The organism is Bacteroides zhangwenhongii (assembly GCF_009193325.2).
Taxonomy (GTDB): domain Bacteria; phylum Bacteroidota; class Bacteroidia; order Bacteroidales; family Bacteroidaceae; genus Bacteroides; species Bacteroides zhangwenhongii.
On the sequence record NZ_CP059856.1, the window covers coordinates 732,285 to 756,312 of the forward strand.

General features: G+C 44.3%; 17 protein-coding genes. 16 read left to right on the plus strand and 1 reads right to left on the minus strand.

The window, feature by feature from the left end:
• Positions 1-85: 85 nt before the first annotated feature.
• The 7 genes from GD630_RS02940 to GD630_RS02970 all read left to right on the plus strand — a co-directional run bounded on the left by GD630_RS02940 (position 86) and on the right by GD630_RS02970 (position 7,572).
• The gene (locus GD630_RS02940; RefSeq protein ID WP_143867866.1) at positions 86-448 is read left to right on the plus strand and encodes a DUF488 domain-containing protein; all 363 of its coding nucleotides are present in this window, start codon (positions 86-88) and stop codon (positions 446-448) included.
• 84 nt (positions 449-532) lie between these two features.
• Positions 533-1,765: a Cof-type HAD-IIB family hydrolase gene (locus GD630_RS02945; protein WP_143867867.1), complete on the plus strand. Its 1,233-nt coding sequence runs from the start codon at positions 533-535 to the stop codon at positions 1,763-1,765.
• Positions 1,762-2,883 carry an isochorismate synthase gene (locus GD630_RS02950; protein WP_143867869.1) on the plus strand — a complete coding sequence of 374 codons (1,122 nt, stop codon included), beginning with the start codon at positions 1,762-1,764 and terminating at the stop codon, positions 2,881-2,883. Before GD630_RS02945 ends, GD630_RS02950 begins: the two co-directional genes overlap by 4 nt.
• Positions 2,884-2,910: 27 nt before the next feature.
• Entirely contained in the window at positions 2,911-4,578 is a 1,668-nt protein-coding gene (menD, locus tag GD630_RS02955) for a 2-succinyl-5-enolpyruvyl-6-hydroxy-3-cyclohexene-1-carboxylic-acid synthase (RefSeq protein ID WP_143867871.1), read from the plus strand.
• Positions 4,579-4,581: 3 nt separating this feature from the next.
• Positions 4,582-5,406, plus strand: a complete 825-nt coding sequence (gene menB / locus GD630_RS02960; RefSeq protein ID WP_004310001.1) for a 1,4-dihydroxy-2-naphthoyl-CoA synthase — start codon at positions 4,582-4,584, stop codon at positions 5,404-5,406.
• 31 nt (positions 5,407-5,437) lie between these two features.
• A complete protein-coding gene (locus GD630_RS02965; RefSeq protein ID WP_143867873.1) occupies positions 5,438-6,463 on the plus strand; it encodes an o-succinylbenzoate synthase in 1,026 nt (341 codons plus the stop codon).
• Positions 6,463-7,572: an AMP-binding protein gene (locus tag GD630_RS02970; RefSeq protein WP_143867943.1), complete on the plus strand. Its 1,110-nt coding sequence runs from the start codon at positions 6,463-6,465 to the stop codon at positions 7,570-7,572. Before GD630_RS02965 ends, GD630_RS02970 begins: the two co-directional genes overlap by 1 nt.
• Here GD630_RS02970 and GD630_RS02975 read toward each other — a convergent pair.
• Positions 7,569-9,788, minus strand: coding sequence for a patatin-like phospholipase family protein (locus tag GD630_RS02975; protein WP_143867875.1), 2,220 nt, complete (start codon positions 9,786-9,788; stop codon positions 7,569-7,571). The two genes, GD630_RS02970 and GD630_RS02975, sit on opposite strands and share 4 nt — an antisense overlap.
• Before the next feature lie 259 nt (positions 9,789-10,047).
• On the opposite strand from GD630_RS02975, the gene GD630_RS02980 reads away from it, so the two are divergent.
• The 9 genes from GD630_RS02980 to GD630_RS03020 all read left to right on the plus strand — a co-directional run bounded on the left by GD630_RS02980 (position 10,048) and on the right by GD630_RS03020 (position 24,020).
• Complete coding sequence (locus tag GD630_RS02980) at positions 10,048-11,241, plus strand: efflux RND transporter periplasmic adaptor subunit (RefSeq protein ID WP_143867876.1); 1,194 nt, start codon at positions 10,048-10,050, stop codon at positions 11,239-11,241.
• Between the two features lie 3 nt (positions 11,242-11,244).
• Positions 11,245-14,349: an efflux RND transporter permease subunit gene (locus tag GD630_RS02985; RefSeq protein WP_143867878.1), complete on the plus strand. Its 3,105-nt coding sequence runs from the start codon at positions 11,245-11,247 to the stop codon at positions 14,347-14,349.
• Positions 14,349-15,728 carry an efflux transporter outer membrane subunit gene (locus tag GD630_RS02990; protein WP_143867944.1) on the plus strand — a complete coding sequence of 460 codons (1,380 nt, stop codon included), beginning with the start codon at positions 14,349-14,351 and terminating at the stop codon, positions 15,726-15,728. The genes GD630_RS02985 and GD630_RS02990 overlap by 1 nt, the downstream gene beginning before the upstream one ends.
• A 106-nt stretch (positions 15,729-15,834) precedes the next feature.
• Positions 15,835-17,481: a diphosphate--fructose-6-phosphate 1-phosphotransferase gene (locus GD630_RS02995; protein WP_143867880.1), complete on the plus strand. Its 1,647-nt coding sequence runs from the start codon at positions 15,835-15,837 to the stop codon at positions 17,479-17,481.
• 109 nt (positions 17,482-17,590) lie between these two features.
• A complete protein-coding gene (locus tag GD630_RS03000; protein WP_143867882.1) occupies positions 17,591-18,481 on the plus strand; it encodes a glycoside hydrolase family 25 protein in 891 nt (296 codons plus the stop codon).
• Positions 18,482-18,556: 75 nt separating this feature from the next.
• Entirely contained in the window at positions 18,557-19,900 is a 1,344-nt protein-coding gene (gene lpdA, locus GD630_RS03005) for a dihydrolipoyl dehydrogenase (RefSeq protein WP_143867883.1), read from the plus strand.
• A gap of 12 nt (positions 19,901-19,912) precedes the next feature.
• Positions 19,913-20,650, plus strand: coding sequence for a lipoate--protein ligase family protein (locus tag GD630_RS03010; RefSeq protein WP_143867884.1), 738 nt, complete (start codon positions 19,913-19,915; stop codon positions 20,648-20,650).
• Positions 20,651-20,716: 66 nt separating this feature from the next.
• Positions 20,717-21,949, plus strand: a complete 1,233-nt coding sequence (locus GD630_RS03015; RefSeq protein WP_143867885.1) for a dihydrolipoamide acetyltransferase family protein — start codon at positions 20,717-20,719, stop codon at positions 21,947-21,949.
• 37 nt (positions 21,950-21,986) lie between these two features.
• On the plus strand, positions 21,987-24,020 hold the full coding sequence (locus tag GD630_RS03020) for an alpha-ketoacid dehydrogenase subunit alpha/beta (RefSeq protein WP_143867886.1): 2,034 nt from the start codon (positions 21,987-21,989) through the stop codon (positions 24,018-24,020).
• Positions 24,021-24,028: the final 8 nt, after the last annotated feature.

The window sequence follows — 24,028 nt, forward strand, 5'->3', positions numbered from 1 at the left end:
AAATTATGCCGTACAATGTTCTTGTATGGTTAAACAATTTCCGGTCTTATCGGTTTATTCTAATAAGTAATCAATATAAATAATCATGATACAGGTTAGGATAAAGCGAGTATACGAAGACTTTTCGGAGGCAGACGGATATAGGGTATTGGTTGACAAATTATGGCCGCGCGGCATAAAAAAGGAATGGTTGAAATATGATTATTGGGCAAAAGATATCACCCCATCCGCCGCTTTGCGCAAATGGTTTCACGATGATATACCAGGACACTGGAATGACTTCGTCGTACTGTATCAGAAAGAGCTGGATGCTTCTCAGGCAGCGACCGATTTTCTGGCCCTTATCAAACCGCATCCGGTAGTAACACTCATTTACGCTTCTAAAGAACCTGTATATAATCATGCCCGAATACTCCGCGATTATCTGGAAATGCGTTTGAAAGAGTGAAATTAAAGTAATTTTTATCTGCTTACGCTTTCTGTCGTTCACTCAATTTCCTACCTTTGTAATCTAAATCAAAATCGTGTAGCCATGAAGTATAAATTATTGGTCTTGGATGTAGACGGAACACTACTGAATGATGCGAAAGAAATTAGTAAACGTACGCTGGCCGCTTTGTTGAAGATTCAACAGATGGGAGTACGTATTGTTTTGGCTTCCGGCAGGCCGACCTATGGTTTGCTGCCGTTGGCAAAATCTCTTGAACTTGGAAATTACGGAGGTTTTATCCTTTCCTATAATGGTTGTCAGATTATCAATGCACAGAACGGAGAGGTGCTGTTTGAGCGTCGCATAAATCCGGAAATGCTGCCTTATCTGGAAAAGAAAGCCCGTAAGAATGGATTTGCGCTGTTCACGTACCACGATGATACCATTATAACCGATTCTCCCGAGAATACACATATCCGGGATGAAGCCAGATTGAATAATTTGCGGGTGATAAAGGAAGAGGAATTCTCCTCAGCCATTGATTTTGCTCCTTGCAAATGTATGCTTGTCAGTGATGATGAAGAAGCGCTTGTCGGTTTGGAAGATCATTGGAAAAGACGGTTGAACGGAGCATTGGATGTTTTCCGTTCCGAACCCTATTTCCTTGAGGTCGTTCCGTGTGCTATCGACAAGGCGAATACTTTGGGTGCTTTGTTGGAAGCGTTGAACCTGACACGTGATGAGGTAATTGCCATTGGTGACGGTGTATGCGACGTGACTATGATTCAGTTAGCGGGGTTGGGAATAGCTATGGGGCATTCTCAAGACTCGGTGAAAGCGTGTGCCGATTATGTGACAGCGTCGAATGAAGAAGACGGGGTAGCCCTTGCCGTTGAAAAAGCAATCATAGCCGAAGTCCGTGCAGCGGAAATTCCATTAGACCAACTGAATGCGCAGGCGCGTCATGCATTGATGGGAAATCTGGGTATCCAATATACGTATGCGTCTGAGGACAGAGTAGAGGCGACAATGCCTGTCGATCACCGTACTCGCCAGCCTTTCGGCATTCTACATGGCGGTGCTACGCTTGCATTGGCTGAAACGGTTGCAGGACTGGGTTCTATGATTCTTTGCCAGCCTGATGAAATAGTAGTGGGAATGCAGGTCAGCGGAAATCATATATCTTCCGCTCACGAAGGAGATACCGTGCGGGCAGTGGGAACCATTGTACACAAAGGACGCTCATCTCATGTATGGAATGTGGATGTCTTTACTTCAACAAACAAACTGGTGTCTTCCGTACGGGTAGTCAACAGTGTTATGAAAAAAAGATGATTGACGAAGAAATAAGTAATCTGACAGTTATTGATGCGCTTATCCGGCAAAAGCGACCTTTTGCGGTATACCGTATTCCCGGAGAGAAACTTCCCCGTCTGTTGACACAGGCGGAGGAGAATATCCGTCTGATATACGATTTGCAAGAGTTGAACGGACAGAAAGGATTTGTTATCGCTCCCTTTCGGGTGAGTGAGATGTGTCCGGTTATACTGATACAATCTGATGGGTGGGGGCAATCCCTTTCTCTTGACGATGATACGGAGGAAGAATATGAGGCTTCTTTGCAAATACAAGAGCAAGAAATTTTTCAGACCTCTTACACGAAGGAGTATGCCGGCTGTTTTCAAGCATTTATCAATGCCTTACGTGACGGGACTTTTGACAAGTTGGTACTTTCCCGGCATATTACGATGGATAAGGGGGCGGACTTTTCTCCTTCATCCGTATTTCGTGCGGCCTGCAAGCGTTATATTCATTCATATATATACCTATGTTACACTCCCCAGACCGGCATTTGGTTGGGAAGTACTCCCGAAATTATTTTATCGGGTGAGAAAGATGAATGGAATACGGTTGCACTGGCCGGAACACAGCCTTTGCAGGATGGCAAATTGCCGCAAGTATGGGATGAAAAAAACAGGAAAGAGCAGGATTACGTAACTGCTTATATCCGTAGCCGGCTTCTTTCTTTGGGCATCCATTCTACTGAAAGCGGACCTTATCCTGCATATGCCGGAACTTTGTCACATTTGAAAACAGATTTTCATTTCTCTTTGAGAGATAATAATGGTTTGGGAGATCTCTTGAAAGTGTTGCATCCGACGCCTGCGGTGTGTGGTTTGCCAAAGGAAGAGGCCTATCGCTTTATATTGGAAAACGAAGGGTATGACCGTCGTTATTATTCCGGTTTTATCGGATGGCTGGATCCGAATGGAAGGACTGATTTATATGTGAACTTACGCTGTATGCATATCGAGGATGAACGACTGACTCTTTATGCCGGTGGCGGACTATTGGCCTCTTCGGAGCTGAATGATGAATGGCTGGAAACGGAAAAAAAGTTGCAGACAATGAAACGTCTGATTACTTCCACCTCCATTATCGCTAATCACTAATCATTAACAAGTTAATCACTAATCATCATGTATACAGACAAGAAAAACATACTCCAATTGGTTGCGTTGCTTGAAGCGCACGGCATTACTAAGGTTGTGTTGTGTCCCGGTAGCCGTAACGCGCCTATTGTGCATACTTTGTCCAATCATCCGGGCTTTACCTGTTATGCGATGACTGATGAACGGAGTGCGGGTTATTTTGCTATCGGGCTTACGTTGAATGGTGGCAAACCTGCTGCAATCTGCTGTACTTCCGGTACGGCGTTGCTGAATCTTCACCCGGCTGTTGCGGAAGCTTTTTATCAGAACGTTCCTTTGGTTGTCATTTCTGCGGATCGTCCCGCTGCCTGGATCGGGCAGATGGACGGACAGACTTTGCCGCAGCCTGATGTATTCCGGACGTTGGTCAAGAAGTCCGTGAATCTTCCCGAGATTCATACAGAGGAAGACGAATGGTATTGTAATCGTCTGGTTAATGAGGCTTTATTGGAGACACATCATCATGGGAAAGGACCGGTACATATCAATGTGCCTGTTTCCGAACCGCTGTTTCAGTTTACAGTGGACAAATTGCCGGAAGTGCGTGTTATCACCCGTTATCAGGGATTGAATGTTTATGACCGTGATTATAACGGTCTGGTTGAACGGATGAATAAATACCAGAAGCGGATGGTCATTGTCGGGCAGATGAATCTTATTTATTTGTTTGAGAAACGGCATACCAAACTATTATACAGACATTTTGCCTGGTTGACGGAGCATATAGGCAATCAGACCATACCCGGCATTCCGGTCAAGAATTTCGATGCGGCACTTTATGCTGTTCCGGAAGATAAGATGGAACAGATGGTTCCCGAATTGCTGATTACTTACGGGGGGCATATTGTTTCCAAACGACTGAAGAAATTTCTCCGCCAACACCCGCCTAAAGAACATTGGCATGTGTCGCCGGATGGTGAGGTGGTCGATTTATACGGTTCGTTGACTACCGTGATTGAAATGGACCCGTTTGAGTTTCTGGAGAAGATAGCAAGTTTGCTGGATAATCGTGTGCCCGGATATCCCCGTGTGTGGGAGAATTATTGCAACACTATTCCCGAACCGGACTTTGCTTATTCCGAAATGTCGGTTGTCGGTGCATTGGTGAAAGCTTTGCCAGAGTCGTGCGCATTGCACTTGGCAAATAGTTCGGTAGTTCGTTATGCCCAGCTTTATTCGATACCTTCAACTATTGAAGTTTGCTGTAATAGGGGTACGAGTGGGATTGAAGGGTCGTTGTCTACAGCGGTCGGTTATGCGGCAGCTTCCGATAAACTGAATTTTATCGCTATCGGGGATTTGAGTTTCTTCTATGATATGAATGCTTTGTGGAATGTCAATGTTCGTCCCAACCTGCGTATCCTTTTGTTGAATAATGGCGGAGGAGAGATTTTCCATACATTGCCGGGATTGGATATGTCGGGCACATCCCATAAGTTTATCGCAGCCGTTCATAAGACTTCCGCCAAAGGCTGGGCGGAGGAGCGCGGATTTCTCTATATGAAAGTTGAAGATGGGGATGAACTGACGGAGGCGATGAAAACTTTTACTCAGCCCGAAGAGATGGAACAACCTGTGTTGTTGGAGGTGTTTACCAACAAAAACAAGGATGCGCGTATGTTGAAGAATTATTATTATCAAATAAAAGAAAAATAGGTTATGTCAACACAAAGAGAGTGGACTACGATCAGAGAATACGATGATATTCTTTTTGATTATTATAATGGAATTGCCCGTATCACGATTAACCGTGAACGCTATCGGAATGCGTTTACTCCGACTACTACTGCCGAAATGAGTGATGCGCTACGCATTTGTCGCGAGGAAGCGGATATTGATGTGATTGTTATTACCGGTGCAGGCGATAAAGCTTTTTGTTCGGGAGGTGACCAGAATGTGAAAGGACGTGGCGGATATATCGGAAAAGACGGGGTTCCCCGCTTGAGTGTACTGGATGTGCAAAAGCAGATACGCAGTATCCCGAAGCCGGTGATTGCTGCCGTGAACGGATTTGCGATTGGTGGCGGGCACGTGCTTCATGTGGTATGTGATTTGTCTATAGCTTCCGAGAATGCTATTTTCGGTCAGACGGGACCTCGTGTGGGAAGTTTTGATGCCGGATTCGGTGCTTCTTATCTGGCACGTGTGGTAGGTCAGAAGAAAGCTAGGGAAATCTGGTTCCTCTGCCGGAAATACAACGCGCAGGAAGCGTTGGATATGGGACTGGTCAATAAAGTAGTTCCTTTGGAACAATTGGAAGACGAATATGTGCAATGGGCGGAAGAGATGATGTTGCTTAGTCCGTTGGCTTTGCGTATGATTAAGGCAGGACTGAATGCCGAATTGGACGGTCAGGCCGGAATTCAGGAACTGGCGGGAGATGCGACATTGCTTTATTATCTGACGGATGAGGCTCAGGAAGGAAAGAATGCCTTTCTGGAAAAGCGTAAACCGAACTTCAAGCAATATCCGAAGTTCCCCTAAAAATGATACTTTGATATATTATTTACATTCAATGGATTGCAAGATTAAGATCATTCCCCGATTGCTCCATTTCAAGCAGCCGGCAGGAACTTCGCGAGGTACATACTCCACCCGGAAAGTGTGGTATCTCCATTTTACCTCTTCCGAATTTCCCGGTCGGGTGGGAATAGGGGAGTGTGCTCCTCTGCCTGCACTGAGTTGTGACGATCTTCCCGATTATGAAGATATATTAGGAGCGGTCTGTCGGGAAGTGGAAAAGCAAAATGGGAGATTGGATGTGGGCGCTTTGCGTAAGTATCCTTCCATCCTTTTCGGACTTGAAACCGCTATCCGTCACTATCATACGGGAGATTGGGCTTTGTGGGATACCGCTTTCTCTCGCGGAGAAACAGGGATACCTATTAACGGTCTTATCTGGATGGGCGACTTCAATAAAATGCTGGCGCAGATAGAAACGAAAATGAATGCAGGTTTCCGTTGTATCAAACTCAAAATCGGTGCGATCAACTTTGAAGAGGAATTGGCTCTGCTCCGTCATATCCGTGCGCACTTTTCTTCCAATGAGATCGAGCTCCGTGTAGATGCGAATGGGGCTTTTGCTCCGGTTGACGCTATGGAGAAACTGAAACGGTTGTCCGAATTGGATTTGCATTCCATTGAGCAGCCTATCCGTGCCGGGCAATGGGAGGAGATGGCGCGTCTTACCTCCGAGTCTCCTTTGCCGATAGCGTTGGATGAAGAGTTGATAGGGTGTAATACTCCGGTAGAGAAACGGAAACTGCTTTCTGTCATTCGACCGCAGTATATCATCCTCAAACCTTCGTTGCATGGTGGAATAAGTGGTGGAAACGAATGGATTGCGGAGGCCGGACGTCAGCATATCGGTTGGTGGATTACATCTGCTTTGGAGTCTAATATCGGTCTGAACGCCATTGCACAATGGTGTGCTACTTTCGACAATCCGTTGCCTCAGGGATTAGGGACAGGATTGCTTTTTACTGATAACGTAGAAATGCCGCTTGAAATAAGAAAAGATTGTTTGTGGTTTGACAGATGATGGTATTCAATCGACAAAAGCAACGCTTGCTGCTGGAAGGAAAGGAATATACACCTGATGATATACGCAGATGTATGGTGCGGGGAGTAGAAAACTATCCTTCCGCCATATGGGATTTATTCCTTTTTCTACAGGAGTGGTTCAACGATTCCCCTTTACTTGCGGTTCATACATCCGGGTCTACCGGTATGCCGAAAAAACTAATGGTGCGTAAAGAACAAATGATGCAGAGTGCGCGTCTGACTTGTGAATACCTGAATTTGCAGGCGGGAGATACGGCCTTGTTATGTATGAACCTCCGTTATATCGGAGCGATGATGGTAGTGGTGCGCTCTTTAGTTGCAGGTTTGAATTTGATTGTGCGTCCTGCTTCCGGCCATCCATTGTCCGATATACACGAACCGTTGAAGTTTGCGGCAATGGTTCCGCTACAAGTTTATAATACTCTTCAGGTTCCTGAAGAAAAGGAACGGTTGAAGCAGACGGATATTTTGGTAATAGGCGGGGGAGCGGTTGATGCCGGACTGGAAGCGGACATTCAATCTCTTCCGGGAGCTGTCTATTCTACTTACGGGATGACTGAAACTTTATCCCATATCGCTCTTCGCCGTTTGAATGGTCCTGCGGCATCCGAACACTATCATCCTTTCTCTTCGGTGCATTTGTCTTTGTCTCCAGAGAATACTTTAGTGATTGAAGCACCTTTGGTTTGCGCTGATATTCTGCAAACCAATGACATTGCACGCATCCATCCCGATGGAAGTTTTTCTATTCTGGGACGGAAAGATAATGTGATAAATAGCGGGGGAATTAAAATTCAAGCGGAAGAAATAGAAAAAAAACTTCGCCTGTTGATTCCGATACCGTTTGTTATTACCTCTGTTCCGGACAAGCGTTTGGGGCAGGCTGTGGTTTTATTGCTGGCGGGACAGCCGGATATACAAGAGACGGAAAAAGGAATACAAACGATATTGGAACCATATTATCGTCCCAAGCACATTCTGGTAGCGGATTGTATTCCGCAAACGGGAAATGGAAAAGTCAATCGTGCGGATTGTCGTATTTTGGCACAGCGCCTGCTACAACTTCTGAATGATTCATCCTGTTAAAAGTAATACCCCAGATTCACAAAACAACTTGCTTTATCCGTCTGGTTGGAGTAGCCCAATGAGATTTCCAATGGCCCGAAGACGCTGTCCATTCCATAACCGGCACTGATACCGAACAATTGCTTGCCTTTTAATATTTTGAAAAAATAACTGTCCGTCAGTCCGTAGTTTCCGGTCAGGATGAGGTAATGGATGGCTCCCATCCGTTGTCTGAATTTTAAAGACGCAATCATAATTGCATTATCCATCAGTTCGATATTGTTGACTCCGGCAAATGGTAATTGCTGAGGTATATAGAAGCCGGGAACTTCACCTCCGATTGCATTTTGCAGAGGATAGGGAAAGTTTCTCCCGATCAGGATACGTCCATAGATGGAAGGAATGACGGAGAAGCGGCGGGTGATGGGAAGAACACTTGCCCATGAAGCACTCAATGCAGAGAAAGGAGCGTGTTCGTTATATTGCGCCATATTATCCGTATAGAGGGAATAGGCAGCCTTAAAGTCGCTACCTTTGGCGGGGAAATATCCTTTATCGTATGTGTTGTAATGTATTTGGGCAAAATAACTCAGAAAATGTTCCGATTCTACTTTCAAATCAATCAGTTCCGGTTGTTTAAACAGGAAGTCTTTGTATTTGTAATATTCAAAACGGAGTCCGAGCCCGAAACGGAAGTTTTTGTACCATACATCAGAGAAGCCGAATTCGGCTAAGTGATATTTATAGGTTGTATTGTAGGCACGGTTTCCCTTCTCGTAGATGTTGATGTCGTTGTATTGGAACATATACGAGAAGTTGAAATTACGCTGCTGCATGGGTTCGAGGGTATAGTCGATACGTGCGGCATATCGCTTACCCAACCGTCCGGTGAGGGACAGGCGGGAAGGAATATGAGTCTTGAGGTCTGCAGTGGCATTAAGCAACAGAGAGGCAATCTCTTCCGAATCGAAGCGGATACCCAGATTGATTCTTCTTTCATATTTCTCTTGCAACAGGAAGTTGAGATGGTAGCCTTCGGGAGTATCTGTCAGTGTATAACTGGCACTAGAGTAAGACTGGCTACCGCGTAACAGGTCTAAGGCCTGTTCTATTTGCTGCGTCGTGATGTTACTGTTTTCTTTTAAGTTACATTTCTTCATTAACCATTTTTTGTCGTCAGTCTCTACTCCGGAGAAAGAAATATCTGTGACGTAAATGGTGCGCACATTGGAGAAGGAAGAGTAAGGGCCATGCTGCTTGGGCTTATAATCGTCCGGTATCCCTATTCTCTTTTTTAAGGCAAGCAGGGATTCCCATTGCGATCTTGCCGCCTCTTCACCCCTTCGCATCAAACTGTCAATGGCGGTCGGAGTAAAGCTGGCGGAGGAATATCCTTCCACATTCACACGGATATAGGTATCTGTGATATCTACATTCTTCTCATGATTGGACTGGCAGGTAAGGTCGACAATCTGTCCCAGAATATCGGGTGCACTGTTCAGCTTGTCTGCCTTTTTTAAAGCATTCTGCACATCTACTCCGATAATAATATCCGCCCCCATAGCTTTCACTACATCTGCCGGATAATTGTTTACGATTCCGCCGTCCACTAATACCATACTGTCTTTCCGTACCGGAGTAAATACCCCGGGAATGGCCATACTGGCACGCATGGCGGTGGAGAGTATTCCGTCATGGAATACAATAGGTTCTCCGTTCACTACATTGGCTGCCACACAGGCAAAAGGAATGGGCAGTTTATTAAAGTTGATGGAGTCATGATACCCCATTGTCAAATCCGAGAATAGATTGGCTAGATTCTGCCCTTTTACGATTCCTCCTGAAGCTGCGTCTTTGGGTGTTTTTGTAAAAGGGATGGAAACGATAAACCTTTCGGAACGTTCACGGTCCGTTAGTGACATGGAACTCCGTTTTACCCGGTCGCTCAACAAGAATGTCCAATTTTGCTTTCGCACCATGCTGTCCAACTGCTCAGGTGTGTAGCCTATAGCGTAAAGCCCTCCTACGATGGCTCCCATACTGGTCCCGGCTATATAATCAATAGGAATTCCGGCCTCCTCAATCACTTTCAAAGCTTTGATATGAGCCATACCTTTGGCACCTCCGCCGCTTAGGACTACTCCTACTTTTTTGCGTTGTTGCTCTTGAGAATGCAAAGAAAAAGGAAATATTAAGCAGGTTAATAAAACCAATGTTGAAAGTATTTGTTTTTTCATCAGACAGGTGTTTATATATACTACAAATGTAGGGTATAATTTGTTTAGTTGTTGAATTGGGAAATGGAAAAAATGTTCCAAAAGTCGGAATTGTGGATTATTTCTACATATTTCCGATAAATTCTACATTTCCGCATTTGGCATGATAAGGTATAATGAGCTGATAGACAGTAAATAATAAATGTAATGATTTTGGCATGCTATTTGCCTGAGAGGAAGATAGAACAAGCATAAGTTAAATTTAATAATAAGATTCGATATGAGATTATTCTTTTCGAAACATGAGTTGAAACTGAGAAGAAAGAGAAACATTGCTGCTATAATTTGCGTGGTAATTGTGTTGGGGGTGTATTGGATACTAACCCGGCCTCAGAAGGTTGAGCCGGAAATGCCGACAGTCATTGTGGAATCGGTAGTTAAAGATGATGTGGAAATATACGGGGAATATGTCGGGCGTATCCGTGCCCAACAGTTTGTCGAAGTACGTGCGCGTGTGGAAGGCTATTTGGAGAATATGCTTTTTGCCGAAGGTACGTATGTAAATAAGAATCAGGTTTTATTTGTAATCAATCAGGATCAGTATCGTGCCAAAGCGGACAAGGCGAGAGCGCAGTTGAAGAAAGATGAGGCGCAGGCTTTGAAAGCGGAACGTGATTTAAAGCGTATCCGTCCGTTGTTTGAACAAAATGCTGCAAGTCAGTTGGATTTGGATAATGCGGAAGCTGCTTTTGAAAGTGCCGAAGCAACGGTGGCTATGAGTGAAGCAGACTTGGCACAGGCGGAACTGGAATTGGGTTATACTATTGTCCGTTCTCCTCTGTCGGGACATATCAGTGAAAGAAACGTGGATTTAGGTACGTTGGTCGGTCCCGGTGGAAAATCATTGCTTGCTACCATTGTGAAAAGTGACACAGTATTGGTGGATTTTAGTATGACGGCACTCGATTATCTGAAAAGTAAAGAAAGAAATATTAATTTGGGCCAACAGGATTCTACCCGTTCCTGGCAACCCAATATCACTATTACGCTGGCGGATAATACCGTTTATCCATACAAAGGATATGTAGATTTTGCCGAACCGCAGGTCGATCCTCAGACGGGAACTTTTTCCGTCCGTGCCGAAATGCCGAATCCGAAACAAGTCTTGTTGCCGGGACAGTTTACTAAGGTCAAACTATTGTTGGATGTTCGTGAAGGTGCACTCGTTGTTCCGATGAAAGCGGTTACCATTGAAAAAGGAGGAGCATATATTTATACCATGCGTAAGGATAATACGGTAGAGAAACGTTTTATTGAATTGGGACCGGAAGTAGGGAATAATGTAGTGGTGGAAAGAGGACTGGCAGCAGGAGAAATTGTTGTAGTGGAAGGTTTCCATAAGTTGACGCCGGGAATGAAAGTGCGGGTAAGTCAGCCGGAGATGGAAACGAAGGATAACGCGAAAGGAGAATAGGCGATGAAAGTTACGTTTTTTATAGATAGGCCGGTTTTTTCGGCTGTAATCTCTATCGTGATTGTGATTGTCGGTATTATCGGTTTGACAATGCTCCCGGTAGATCAATATCCGCAGATCACTCCTCCGGTGGTGAAGATCAGTGCGTCTTATCCGGGTGCGAGTGCGCTTACCGTATCTCAGGCAGTAGCTACTCCGATTGAGCAGGAGATCAATGGTACGCCGGGAATGCTTTATATGGAGTCGAACAGTTCTAATTCCGGAGGTTTTTCGGCAACGGTTACATTTGATGTTTCTGCTGATCCGGATTTGGCGGCAGTCGAAATTCAGAATCGTGTGAAACTGGCGGAATCCCGTTTGCCGGCAGAGGTGATCCAAAATGGTATTTCGGTAGAAAAGCAGGCTCCCAGCCAGTTGATGACACTCTGTCTGACTTCCACCGATCCGAAGTTTGACGAAATTTATCTGAGTAACTTCGCTACCATCAATGTGCTTGATGTGATTCGCCGTATTCCGGGAGTGGGACGTGTTTCAAATATTGGTAGCCGTTATTATGCAATGCAGATATGGGCACAGCCCGATAAATTGGCGAATTTCGGTCTGACCGTGCAGGACTTGCAAAATGCCTTGAAAGATCAGAATCGTGAATCTGCGGCAGGTGTGCTAGGGCAACAACCGGTGCAGGGATTGGATATAACGATTCCTATTACAACTCAAGGACGCCTTTCTACGGTTGGACAGTTTGAGGATATTGTGGTGCGTGCCAATGCAAACGGTTCCATCATTCGGTTGAGGGATGTGGCGCGTGTTTCTTTGGAGGCTTCTTCCTACAATACAGAGAGTGGTATCAACGGTGAGAATGCCGCCGTGCTTGGTATCTATATGTTGCCGGGTGCCAATGCGATGGAGGTGGCTGAAAGAGTGAAGGAAGCGATGGCGGAAATTAGCAAGAACTTCCCGGAAGGGTTGAGCTACGAGATTCCGTTTGATATGACAACCTATATTTCAGAATCTATCCATGAAGTATATAAAACCTTATTTGAGGCTTTAGTACTGGTAGTGTTGGTGGTATATCTTTCTTTACAGAGCTGGCGTGCGACGTTGATTCCTGTAGTGGCGGTACCTATTTCATTGATCGGTACTTTCGGTTTTATGTTGATTTTTGGTTTCTCTTTGAATATCTTGACTTTGCTCGGATTGATTCTTGCCATCGGTATTGTGGTGGACGATGCAATTGTAGTGGTGGAAGGAGTAGAGCATATTATGGAAACGGAAAAGCTGAGTCCTTATGAAGCTACCAAGAAAGCGATGAACGGACTGGCAAGCGCCTTGATTGCCACTTCATTGGTATTGGCTGCTGTGTTCGTTCCTGTCAGTTTCTTGAGCGGAATTACAGGACAGTTATATCGTCAGTTTACAGTGACGATTGTAGTGTCCGTACTCATTTCCACAGTCGTAGCTTTGACATTGAGTCCGGTCATGTGTTCTCTGATCTTAAAACCGGATAGTGGGAAGAAGAAAAACATTGTTTTCAGGAAAATCAATGAATGGTTAGGTATTGGCGGTAATAAATATGTAGCTGCCGTTACCCGGACTATCAAGCATCCTCGCCGGGTGTTGAGTGCTTTCGGTATGGTGTTGATAGCCATAATGTTGGTTCATCGTATTATTCCGACTAGTTTTTTGCCCGTAGAGGACCAGGGTTACTTTAAGATTGAATTGGAATTGCCGGAGGGAGCTACTTTGGAACGTACGCGCATTGTGACCGATCGTGCCATTGCTTATCTGGAAAAGAATCCATACATAGAATATATTCAGAATGTGACAGGAAGCAGTCCGCGTGTAGGCAGTAATCAGGGACGTGCCGAGTTGACGGTTATACTGAAACCTTGGGAAGAGCGCAAGAACACAAGTATCGAAAAGATTATGGATACAGTGGAGAGACATCTTGAGGAATATCCGGAATGTAAAGTCTATCTTTCCACTCCGCCGGTGATACCGGGTTTAGGTACTTCGGGAGGCTTTGAAATGCAGTTGGAAGCTCGTGGGGAAGCCACTTTTGACAATTTGGTGGATGCGGCGGATACATTAATGTATTACGCTTCTAAAAATAAGGCATTGACGGGTTTGTCTTCTTCTTTGCAATCGGAGATACCGCAGCTCTATTTTGATGTAGACCGGGACAAAGTGAAAATGCTCGGTGTACCTTTGGCTGATGTATTTTCTACCATGAAAGCCTATACCGGCTCGGTATACGTAAATGACTTCAATATGTTCAACCGTATATATAAGGTATACATTCAGGCGGAAGCTCCTTACCGTGAACATAAGGATAATATCAATCTATTCTTCGTCAAGGCCTCTAATGGAGCTATGATACCGTTAACATCTTTAGGAAACGCTTCTTATACCACAGGGCCGGGTAGTATCAAGCGCTTCAATATGTTTACTACGGCAGTCATTCGTGGGGCGGCTGCGCAAGGATACAGTTCCGGACAAGCGATGGAGATCATGGAACAGATTGCTCGTGAACATCTTCCCGACAATATCGGTTTGGAATGGAGCGGACTTTCTTACCAGGAAAAACAGGCCGGAGGTCAGACAGGCATGGTGATGGCATTGGTATTCCTTTTCGTATTCCTCTTTCTTGCCGCGCAATATGAAAGCTGGACAGTACCTATTGCCGTATTGCTTTCTTTGCCCGTTGCCGCTTTGGGTGCTTATCTTGGGGTATGGGTATGCGGATTGGAGAACGATGTGTATTTTCAGATCGGTCTGGTCATGTTGGTGGGGCTTGCCGCCAAGAATGCAATTTTGATTGTTGAATTTGCTAAGGTGCAGGTTGACAAGGGAGAAGACTTGGTGCAGTCGGCTATTTATGCGGCCCGTTTACGTTTCCGTCCGATCTTGATGACTTCTCTCGCGTTTGTGCTCGGTATGCTTCCAATGGTTTTGGCTAGCGGACCCGGTTCGGCAAGTCGGCAGGCAATCGGTACAGGTGTCTTTTTCGGAATGATATTTGCTATTGTATTCGGTATCATTCTTGTACCGTTTTTCTTTGTGATGGTATATAAGACGAAGTCTAAACTCTTAAAACAGAAGAAATGATGAAACGAAAGAAACTATATATTGCCATATTGTTATTTGCAGGAATATTGACTTCCTGCAAGGTAGGAAAAAGTTATGTCCGTCCCGATCTTCATCTACCCGACAGTTTGGCTCAACATCAGGACTCAGTTAGCTTTGGTGATCAGGACTGGAAAGATATTTATACGGATTCTACATTGAGAAGCTTGATAGAACGGGCATTGGATCATAATAAGGATATGCTGATAGCTGCTGCCCGTGTGAAAGAGATGGCTGCACAGAAGAGGATTTCTACGGCAGCATTGCTTCCTGATATAAAAGGGAAAGTGACGGCAGAGCGTGAACTCGAAAATCATGGAGGAGAGGCTTTTAAGAGGTCGGATACCTTTGAAGCGCAGTTTCTAGTTTCTTGGGAACTCGACTTTTGGGGAAATTTGCGTTGGGCGCGTTCGGCTAGCATTGCCGAGTATTTACAGTCAGTAGAGGCACAACGGGCACTCCGAATGACTATTGTAGCGGAGGTGGCACAGGCATATTATGAGTTGGTGGCTTTGGATACGGAATTGGATATCGTAAAACAAACCTTGAAAGCCCGTGAAGAAGGAGTCCGTTTGGCTCGTATCCGTTTTGCCGGAGGATTGACTTCGGAGACGTCGTACCGTCAGTCGCAGGTGGAATTGGCACGTACGGCAACTTTGGTTCCGGACTTGGAACGGAAGATTTCCTTGAAAGAGAATGATATAGCTTTTCTGGCAGGTGAATATCCAAACAAGATTGCCCGCTCACGTTTGCTTCAGGAGTTTAAGTCACCGGAAACGCTTCCTATCGGATTACCGTCCACTTTATTGGAACGTCGTCCCGACATCCGTCAGGCTGAACAAAAGCTGATTGCAGCCAATGCCAAAGTAGGGGTGGCTTATACGAATATGTTTCCGCGTCTTGCCCTGACAGGAGGATTTGGCTCGGAAAGCACGTCTCTATCGGAACTGTTGAAATCTCCTTATGCGGTTATGGAAGGGGCTTTATTGACTCCAATTTTTGGCTGGGGAAAGAACCGTGCCGCATTGAAAGCGAAAAAGGCGGCCTATGAAGCTGAAGTACACAATTATGAGAAGTCTGTATTGCAGGCTTTCAAAGAGACACGTAATGCGATAGTGAATTTCAACAAGATAAAAGAGGTATATGAGCTTCGTGCGAATCTGGAACGTTCAGCGAAGAGCTATATGGATCTTGCACAGCTTCAATACATTAACGGTGTCATTAATTATCTGGACGTGTTGGATGCGCAACGTGGATACTTCGATGCGCAGATCGGCTTGAGTAATGCGATTCGCGACGAATTGATAACTGTAGTACAACTTTATAAGGCTTTAGGTGGAGGTTGGAAACAAAATCCCTAAACAAAAGAAAGAAGAATTTTCATAATTCGGAAAAAAGTGCGAAATTTGCAACGCTTTTCAAGTTTGATAAGAAACTTACTAACACCTTTAAATAAAAATAAAGAAAATGACTAAAAGTGCATTGCAAATCGCAAGGGCTGCTTATCAGCCCAAACTTCCAAAAGCATTGGCATCAGGAGCTGTTAAAGCAGTGGCAGGTACTGCTACTGAATCTGTAGCCGATCAGGAAGCTATCAAAGCTTTGTTCCCCAACACGTACGGAATGCCGTTGATTACATTTGAAGCCGGTGAAGCGGTAGCTCTTCCTGCTATGAATGTAGGTGTGATTCTTTCGGGTGGTCAAGCTCCCGGTGGACACAATGTGATTTCCGGTTTGTTTGACGGTATCAAGAAACTGAATCCGGAAAACAAATTGTATGGTTTCATCTTAGGCCCCGGTGGCTTGGTAGACCATAACTATATGGAGCTGACTGCTGACATCATCGACGAATATCGTAATACTGGTGGTTTCGATATTATCGGTTCCGGTCGTACGAAATTGGAGAAGGAAGATCAGTTTGAAAAAGGACTTGAGATTATCAAGAAACTCGGTATCAAAGCATTGGTTATCATTGGTGGTGACGACTCTAACACAAACGCTTGTGTTTTGGCTGAATACTATGCCGCCAAGAAGTATGGTGTACAGGTAATCGGTTGCCCGAAAACAATCGACGGTGACTTGAAGAACGATATGATTGAAACTTCTTTTGGTTTCGATACAGCTTGTAAGACTTATGCTGAAGTAATCGGTAACATCCAACGTGACTGTAACTCTGCACGTAAATATTGGCACTTCATCAAATTGATGGGTCGTTCGGCCTCTCACATTGCATTGGAATGCGCTTTGCAGGTACAACCGAACGTATGTATCATTTCAGAAGAAGTTGAAGCTAAGGATATGTCTTTGGATGACGTGGTAACATACATCGCTAAAGTAGTGGCAGAACGTGCCGCACAGGGACATAACTTCGGTACAGTATTGATTCCTGAAGGTTTGGTTGAGTTCATTCCGGCTATGAAACGTCTGATTGCTGAGCTGAATGACTTCCTGGCTGCTAATGCAGAAGAATTCGCTCAGATTAAAAAATCTCACCAGCGTGATTATATCATCCGCAAACTTTCTCCGGAGAACTCTGCTATCTATGCAAGTCTGCCGGAAGGTGTTGCCCGTCAGTTGACTTTGGACCGTGACCCTCACGGAAACGTTCAGGTATCATTGATCGAAACAGAAAAACTGTTGTCTGAAATGGTAGCTACGAAGTTGGCGGCTTGGAAAGAAGAAGGTAAGTATGTAGGTAAGTTTGCTGCTCAGCACCACTTCTTCGGTTACGAAGGACGTTGCGCTGCTCCGTCAAACTTCGATGCAGATTACTGCTATTCTTTGGGTTACACAGCTTCTATGCTGATTGCTAACGGTAAGACAGGTTATATGTCTTCTGTACGCAATACCACTGCTCCTGCTGCCGAATGGATTGCAGGTGGTGTGCCTATCACAATGATGATGAATATGGAACGCCGTCACGGTGAAATGAAACCGGTTATCCAGAAAGCATTGGTAAAACTGGATGGTGCTCCTTTCAAAGCATTTGCCGCACAACGTGACCGTTGGGCTATTGAAACGGATTATGTATATCCGGGTCCGATTCAGTACTTTGGTCCTACGGAAGTTTGCGACCAGGCAACAAAGACTTTGCAGTTGGAACAACAGAAATAATCTTAACTGTTAGCGGTTAACGGTAAATAATAAATTAACGATGGACGGTAGGTGTCGTATGACAGATTATCGTTCATCGTTTTTCACTAACCCTTAATCATTCAGTCATTTGTCGTCACGTAATAATCCGATAGCTGCAGTTCAGAAGAAAAAGACGGTTTCCGCCACTCGAAAAAAGGGAACAGCTTCTTCTAAATCTTCCCGTGCCCCCAAAAGGGTGCAGATGAAGACGAACCATGTTATGCCTGTCTGGTTGCGTAATATTCTGGCAGTACTGATTGTGGGTTGTTTCTCTGTTGCTTTCTATTATTTCTTTATTCGCCCTTATGCTTATCGTTGGAAGCCTTGCCACGGATTAAAAGAATATGGAGTTTGTATTCCTGACGGCTACGATGTTCATGGAATTGATGTTTCCCATTATCAGGGAAAAATAGACTGGCAGAAACTTCGGCAAAACAAGGAGACGGTGACTCCTTTGCATTTTGTTTTTATGAAGGCGACAGAAGGAGGCGATCATGGTGACACTACTTTCTCGGCAAACTTTGCCAATGCGCGTAATCATGGATTTATACGTGGAGCTTATCATTTTTATATTCCGAGTACAGATGCTTTGAAGCAAGCCGACTTTTTTATTCGTACGGTAAAACTGGATACCGGAGATTTGCCCCCTGTGCTTGATGTAGAAGTGACCGGAAGAAAGAATAAGACAGAATTGCAGCAAGGTATCAAGCGCTGGCTCGACCGTGTGGAGGCTTATTATGGGGTAAAACCTATTCTTTATACTTCTTATAAATTTAAAACCCGTTATCTGGACGATTCTATCTTTAACGCATATCCTTATTGGATTGCCCACTATTATGTGGACTCTGTGAAATATCAAGGTAAATGGGATTTCTGGCAACATACGGATGTGGGAAATGTACCCGGCATTGAAGAAGAGGTGGATCTGAATGTCTTCAACGGTACATTGGAAGATCTCAAGAAGCTGACAATAAAATAGCAGCTGTTTCTTTTTCAAACAACTTATCTCTTCTCTTATTTGTTATAATCGTATTATTATTAAAAATATACGATTATGAACTTTGATATAGCTATTATTGGTGGTGGCCCGGCCGGTTATACGGCTGCCGAACGGGCAGGTGCAAACGGATTGAAAACTGTTCTTTTCGAGAAAAAGGCAATAGGGGGAGTATGTCTGAATGAAGGATGTATTCCTACTAAGACTTTATTGTATTCTGCTAAAATACTGGATAGTGTTAAGGCTGCTTCCAAATATGGAGTTTCTGCTGAATCTCCTTCCTTTGATTTGTCTAAAATAATGAGCCGTAAAGATAAGACGGTGAAGATGTTGACAGGTGGTGTGAAGATGACTGTAATCTCTTATGGTGTGACGATTGTAGAGAAAGAGGCTTTCATAGAAGGGGAGAAGGACGGGCAGATTCACATCTCTTGCGGTGGTGAGACCTACTTTGTAAAATATCTGTTGGTGTGTACCGGTTCTGATACGGTAATACCTCCGATACCGGGATTATCGGAAACCGCTTATTGGACTTCCAAAGAGGCTTTGGAAGTAAAGCAGCTACCTAAGACTTTGGTTATTATAGGTGGCGGTGTAATAGGGATGGAATTTGCTTCTTTCTTTAATAGCATGGGCGTGAAAGTTCATGTAGTGGAAATGATGGCTGAAATTCTAGGGGTGATGGATAAGGAGACAAGTGGTATGCTTCGTTCCGAATATACCAAAAGAGGAGTTACTTTTTATTTGAATACGAAGGTGGTGGAGGTGAATCCTCATGGAGTGGTGATAGAGAAAGATGGAAAAACTTCGACTATTGAAGCCGAACAGCTATTGCTTAGCGTGGGGCGTAAAGCGAATCTCTCCGGTGTAGGATTGGATAAGCTGAATATCGAACTTCTGCGTAACGGAGTGAAAGTGGATGAACATTTGCTGACATCTCACCCTAGGGTGTATGCTTGCGGAGATATAACAGGTTATTCCCTGTTGGCACATACTGCCATTCGGGAAGCGGAAGTTGCTATCAATCATATTTTGGGAGTAGAAGACCGAATGAATTATGAGTGTGTTCCGGGTGTCGTCTATACTAATCCGGAAGTTGCAGGAGTAGGAAAGACAGAAGAAGAACTGATCAAACAGGGGATTCCTTATCGTGTTTCGAAGTTACCGATGGCTTATTCCGGACGATTTGTGGCGGAGAATGAGCAAGGCAACGGACTTTGTAAATTGATTCAGGACGAAAAAGGAAAAATCATAGGTTGTCATATGCTAGGGAATCCGGTATCGGAATTGATTGTGATAGCAGGAATTGCTATTCAAAAAGGTTATACCGTAGAAGAATTTCAGAAGACAGTATTTCCACATCCTACGGTCGGAGAGATTTATCATGAGATTATGTTTTGATTTCTGCGATCTATGATTCGATGTATATATAGTCCGTCTACTGATATTTACTTCCATTTAGCGGCGGAAGAATACTTGCTGAAACAGGGAAACGAAGATGTTTTTATGCTTTGGCAGGATACTCCTTCTGTTGTGATAGGAAAACATCAACGCCTGCAGGCAGAGGTGGATCGGGAATGGGTAGAGCGGAAACGGATACATATAGCCCGTCGATTTTCGGGTGGAGGAGCAGTGTATCATGATTTGGGTAATGTCAATCTGACGTTTATTGAAAAAGCTTCGCGTTTTCCCGATTTTACCGTTTATCTTCAGCGGACACTGGATTTTCTGGTTGCTATGGGGATAATGGCAAAGGGGGACGATCGGTTGGGAATCTATCTGAATGGATTAAAAATATCGGGAAGTGCGCAGTGTGTACATAAAAACCGGGTTTTATATCATTGTACTTTGCTTTATGATACAGACCTCACCGCATTAAATAAGGCATTAAATCCTAAATCATTGTTTAATGAAGAGAGAAATAAAGAGAGAATATCTTCCACATACGCTGTTCCTTCGGTTCGGAGTGAAGTGACAAATATCCGTAGACACTTATCGAGGGGGAGCGTGGACGATTTCAAGGAAGAGGCTTTTCGCTATTTCAGCCGGTCACAGGTGGTCAGTTCCTTCAGTGAGGAGGAGAGGAGGATTATCAACCGGCTTCGGAAAGAGAAGTATATGCGGGATGAATGGATATTAAAAATACCTTAACATAAAACTTTCTATTTCAACCTATTGTTCTACTATATCAAGGTTGAATAAATAAAATTACTGTCTATGTCAAGATTCGAAATAAAAATGCCTAAGTTGGGCGAGAGTATAACAGAAGGGACGATCGTTTCCTGGTCTGTAAAAGTGGGTGATATGATTCAGGAAGATGATGTTCTTTTTGAAGTGAATACAGCTAAAGTAAGTGCTGAGATACCTTCTCCGGTAGCGGGAAAGGTTGTTGATATTTTATATAAAGAGGGAGATACCGTAGCGGTGGGTACGGTGGTCGCTATTATTAATTTGGATGGTGAAGCTACATCTGACGAAGAGAGTATCCATGAAGAAAGCGTAAAAGAGGAGGAAGAACGTTGGTATTCTCCCATTGTCATTCAGTTGGCAAGAGAAGCGAAGATTTCTAAGGAAGAACTGGACTCTATTCAGGGAACCGGTTATGAAGGACGGCTGAGTAAGAAAGATATTAAAGATTATATTGATAAAAAGAAAAGAGGAAGTAATAAAACGTCTGCTACCGTTCCTTCTGAATCTGTAAGTCCTCAATCTTCTCCGGTTGAACCTAAATCTGCTGCTCCTGTCGCAATGTCGGGAGTAGAAGTGAAGGAGATGGATCGTGTCCGCCGGATTATTGCCGACCACATGGTCATGTCCAAGAAAGTATCTCCGCATGTCACCAATGTGGTCGAAGTGGATGTCACCCGGTTAGTAATTTGGCGTGAGAAGAACAAAGATGCTTTCTTCCGTCGTGAAGGTGTGAAGTTGACCTATATGCCTATGATTGCGGAAGCCGTAGCGAAAGCATTGGCAACCTATCCGCAGGTGAATGTATCGGTGGATGGATACAATATTCTCTTCAAGAAACATATCAATGTGGGTATTGCCGTTTCTTTGAACGATGGAAATCTGATTGTGCCTGTAGTACATGATGCCGACCGTCTGAGTTTGAACGGACTGGCTGTTGCCATTGATTCTTTGGCTCTGAAGGCGAGAGACAATAAATTGCTGCCCGATGATATTGACGGTGGTACGTTTACTATTACTAACTTCGGTACATTCAAGAGTTTGTTTGGAACCCCTATCATTAACCAGCCTCAGGTTGCCATTCTGGGTGTAGGTTATATTGAAAAGAAACCTGCTGTTGTAGAGACTCCGGAGGGGGATACGATTGCTATCCGTCATAAAATGTACCTTTCTTTGTCTTATGACCATCGTGTAGTGGATGGAATGCTGGGAGGGAATTTCCTCCATTTTATAGCTGATTACCTGGAAAACTGGAAAGGTTGATAACCGATTATTTTATTCATTAAGAACTTCATTAACTATGAGAAAGTATGATATAAAAAATACAGATGTCGAAACTTTGAAGAAGTGGTATCATCTGATGACATTAGGGCGTGCGCTGGATGAGAAGGCTCCGTCTTACTTATTGCAATCTCTAGGTTGGTCTTACCATGCTCCCTATGCGGGGCATGATGGAATCCAACTGGCCATCGGGCAAGTCTTTACTCTTGGCGAAGATTTCCTGTTTCCCTATTACCGGGATATGCTGACCGTACTATCTGCCGGAATGACTGCAGAGGAAATTATCCTGAACGGTATCTCAAAGGCAACAGATCCCGGAAGCGGAGGACGTCATATGTCGAACCATTTTGCCAAACCTGAATGGCATATCGAGAACATCTCTTCCGCAACAGGAACACATGACCTTCATGCGGTGGGTGTGGCAAGGGCAATGGTATATTATGGGCATAAAGGAGTGGCTATCACCTCGCATGGAGAATCGGCGACTTCCGAAGGATTTGTCTATGAGGCCATCAATGGTGCCAGCCTCGAACGGCTTCCTGTCATTTTTGTAATACAAGATAACGGCTATGGAATTTCCGTTCCTAAATCGGAACAGACTGCTAACCGGAAAGTGGCGGAGAATTTTTCCGGTTTCAAGAATCTGAAGATTATCTATTGCAACGGAAAAGATGTATTCGATTCGATGAATGCCATGACTGAGGCTCGTGAATATGCTATCAGCACGCGTAATCCGGTGATTGTACAAGCTAACTGTGTTCGTATCGGTTCCCATTCCAATTCGGATAAGCATACCTTATACCGGGATGAGAACGAACTGGAATATGTGAAGGATGCCGACCCGTTGATGAAATTTCGACGAATGTTGTTGCGCTACAAGCGTTTGACTGAAGAAGAACTGCAACAAATAGAAGCTAATGCTAAAAAAGAGTTGTCTGCTGCCAACCGGAAAGCTTTGGCTGCTCCCGATCCTGATCCTAAGAGTATTTATGATTTTGTAATGCCGGAACCCTACCAACCGCAGAAATATAAGGATGGAACTCATGATGCGGAAGGGGAAAAGACTTTCTTGGTCAATGCGATTAACGAAACATTGAAAGCTGAGTTTCGTCATAATCCCGATACGTTTATCTGGGGGCAGGACGTTGCCAATAAGGAAAAAGGCGGTGTGTTTAATGTAACGAAAGGTATGCAGCAAGAATTTGGGGAAGCACGTGTGTTCAGTGCCCCGATAGCTGAAGATTATATTGTAGGTACAGCTAATGGAATGAGCCGCTTTGATCCAAAGATTCATGTTGTGATAGAAGGAGCGGAGTTTGCCGATTATTTTTGGCCTGCTGTCGAACAATATGTGGAATGTACGCATGAATATTGGCGTAGCAATGGAAAGTTTGCTCCTAACATCACCCTGCGTTTGGCTTCCGGTGGTTATATTGGCGGAGGACTTTATCATTCTCAAAACATAGAAGGTGCTTTGACCACTTTGCCCGGAGCACGTATTGTCTGTCCGTCTTTTGCGGATGATGCAGCCGGGCTACTCCGTACCAGTATGCGTTCCAAAGGTTTTACTTTATTCCTTGAGCCGAAAGCATTGTATAATTCCGTTGAGGCTGCTGCAGTCGTACCGGAAGATTTTGAAGTTCCTTTCGGAAAGGCACGTATTCGTCGTGAAGGGGCAGATCTAAGTATCATTACGTATGGAAATACAACGCATTTCTGTCTGAATGCTGCGGAACGGTTGGAGAAAGAAAAGGGGTGGAAAGTAGAGGTTATAGATATCCGTTCTTTGATTCCTTTGGACAAGGAAACGATATTCGAATCAGTGAAAAAGACGAGTAAGGCATTGGTTGTACATGAAGATAAAGTTTTCTCCGGCTTTGGAGCGGAGCTTGCCGCAATGATAGGTGGAGAGATGTTTCGCTATTTGGACGGACCTGTGCAACGTGTCGGCTCTACCTTTACACCCGTCGGTTTCAATCCTATTTTGGAAAAGGAGATTTTGCCGGATGAAGCTAAGATCTATGAAGCAGCCAGGAAGTTATTAGAATATTAAACAGTATG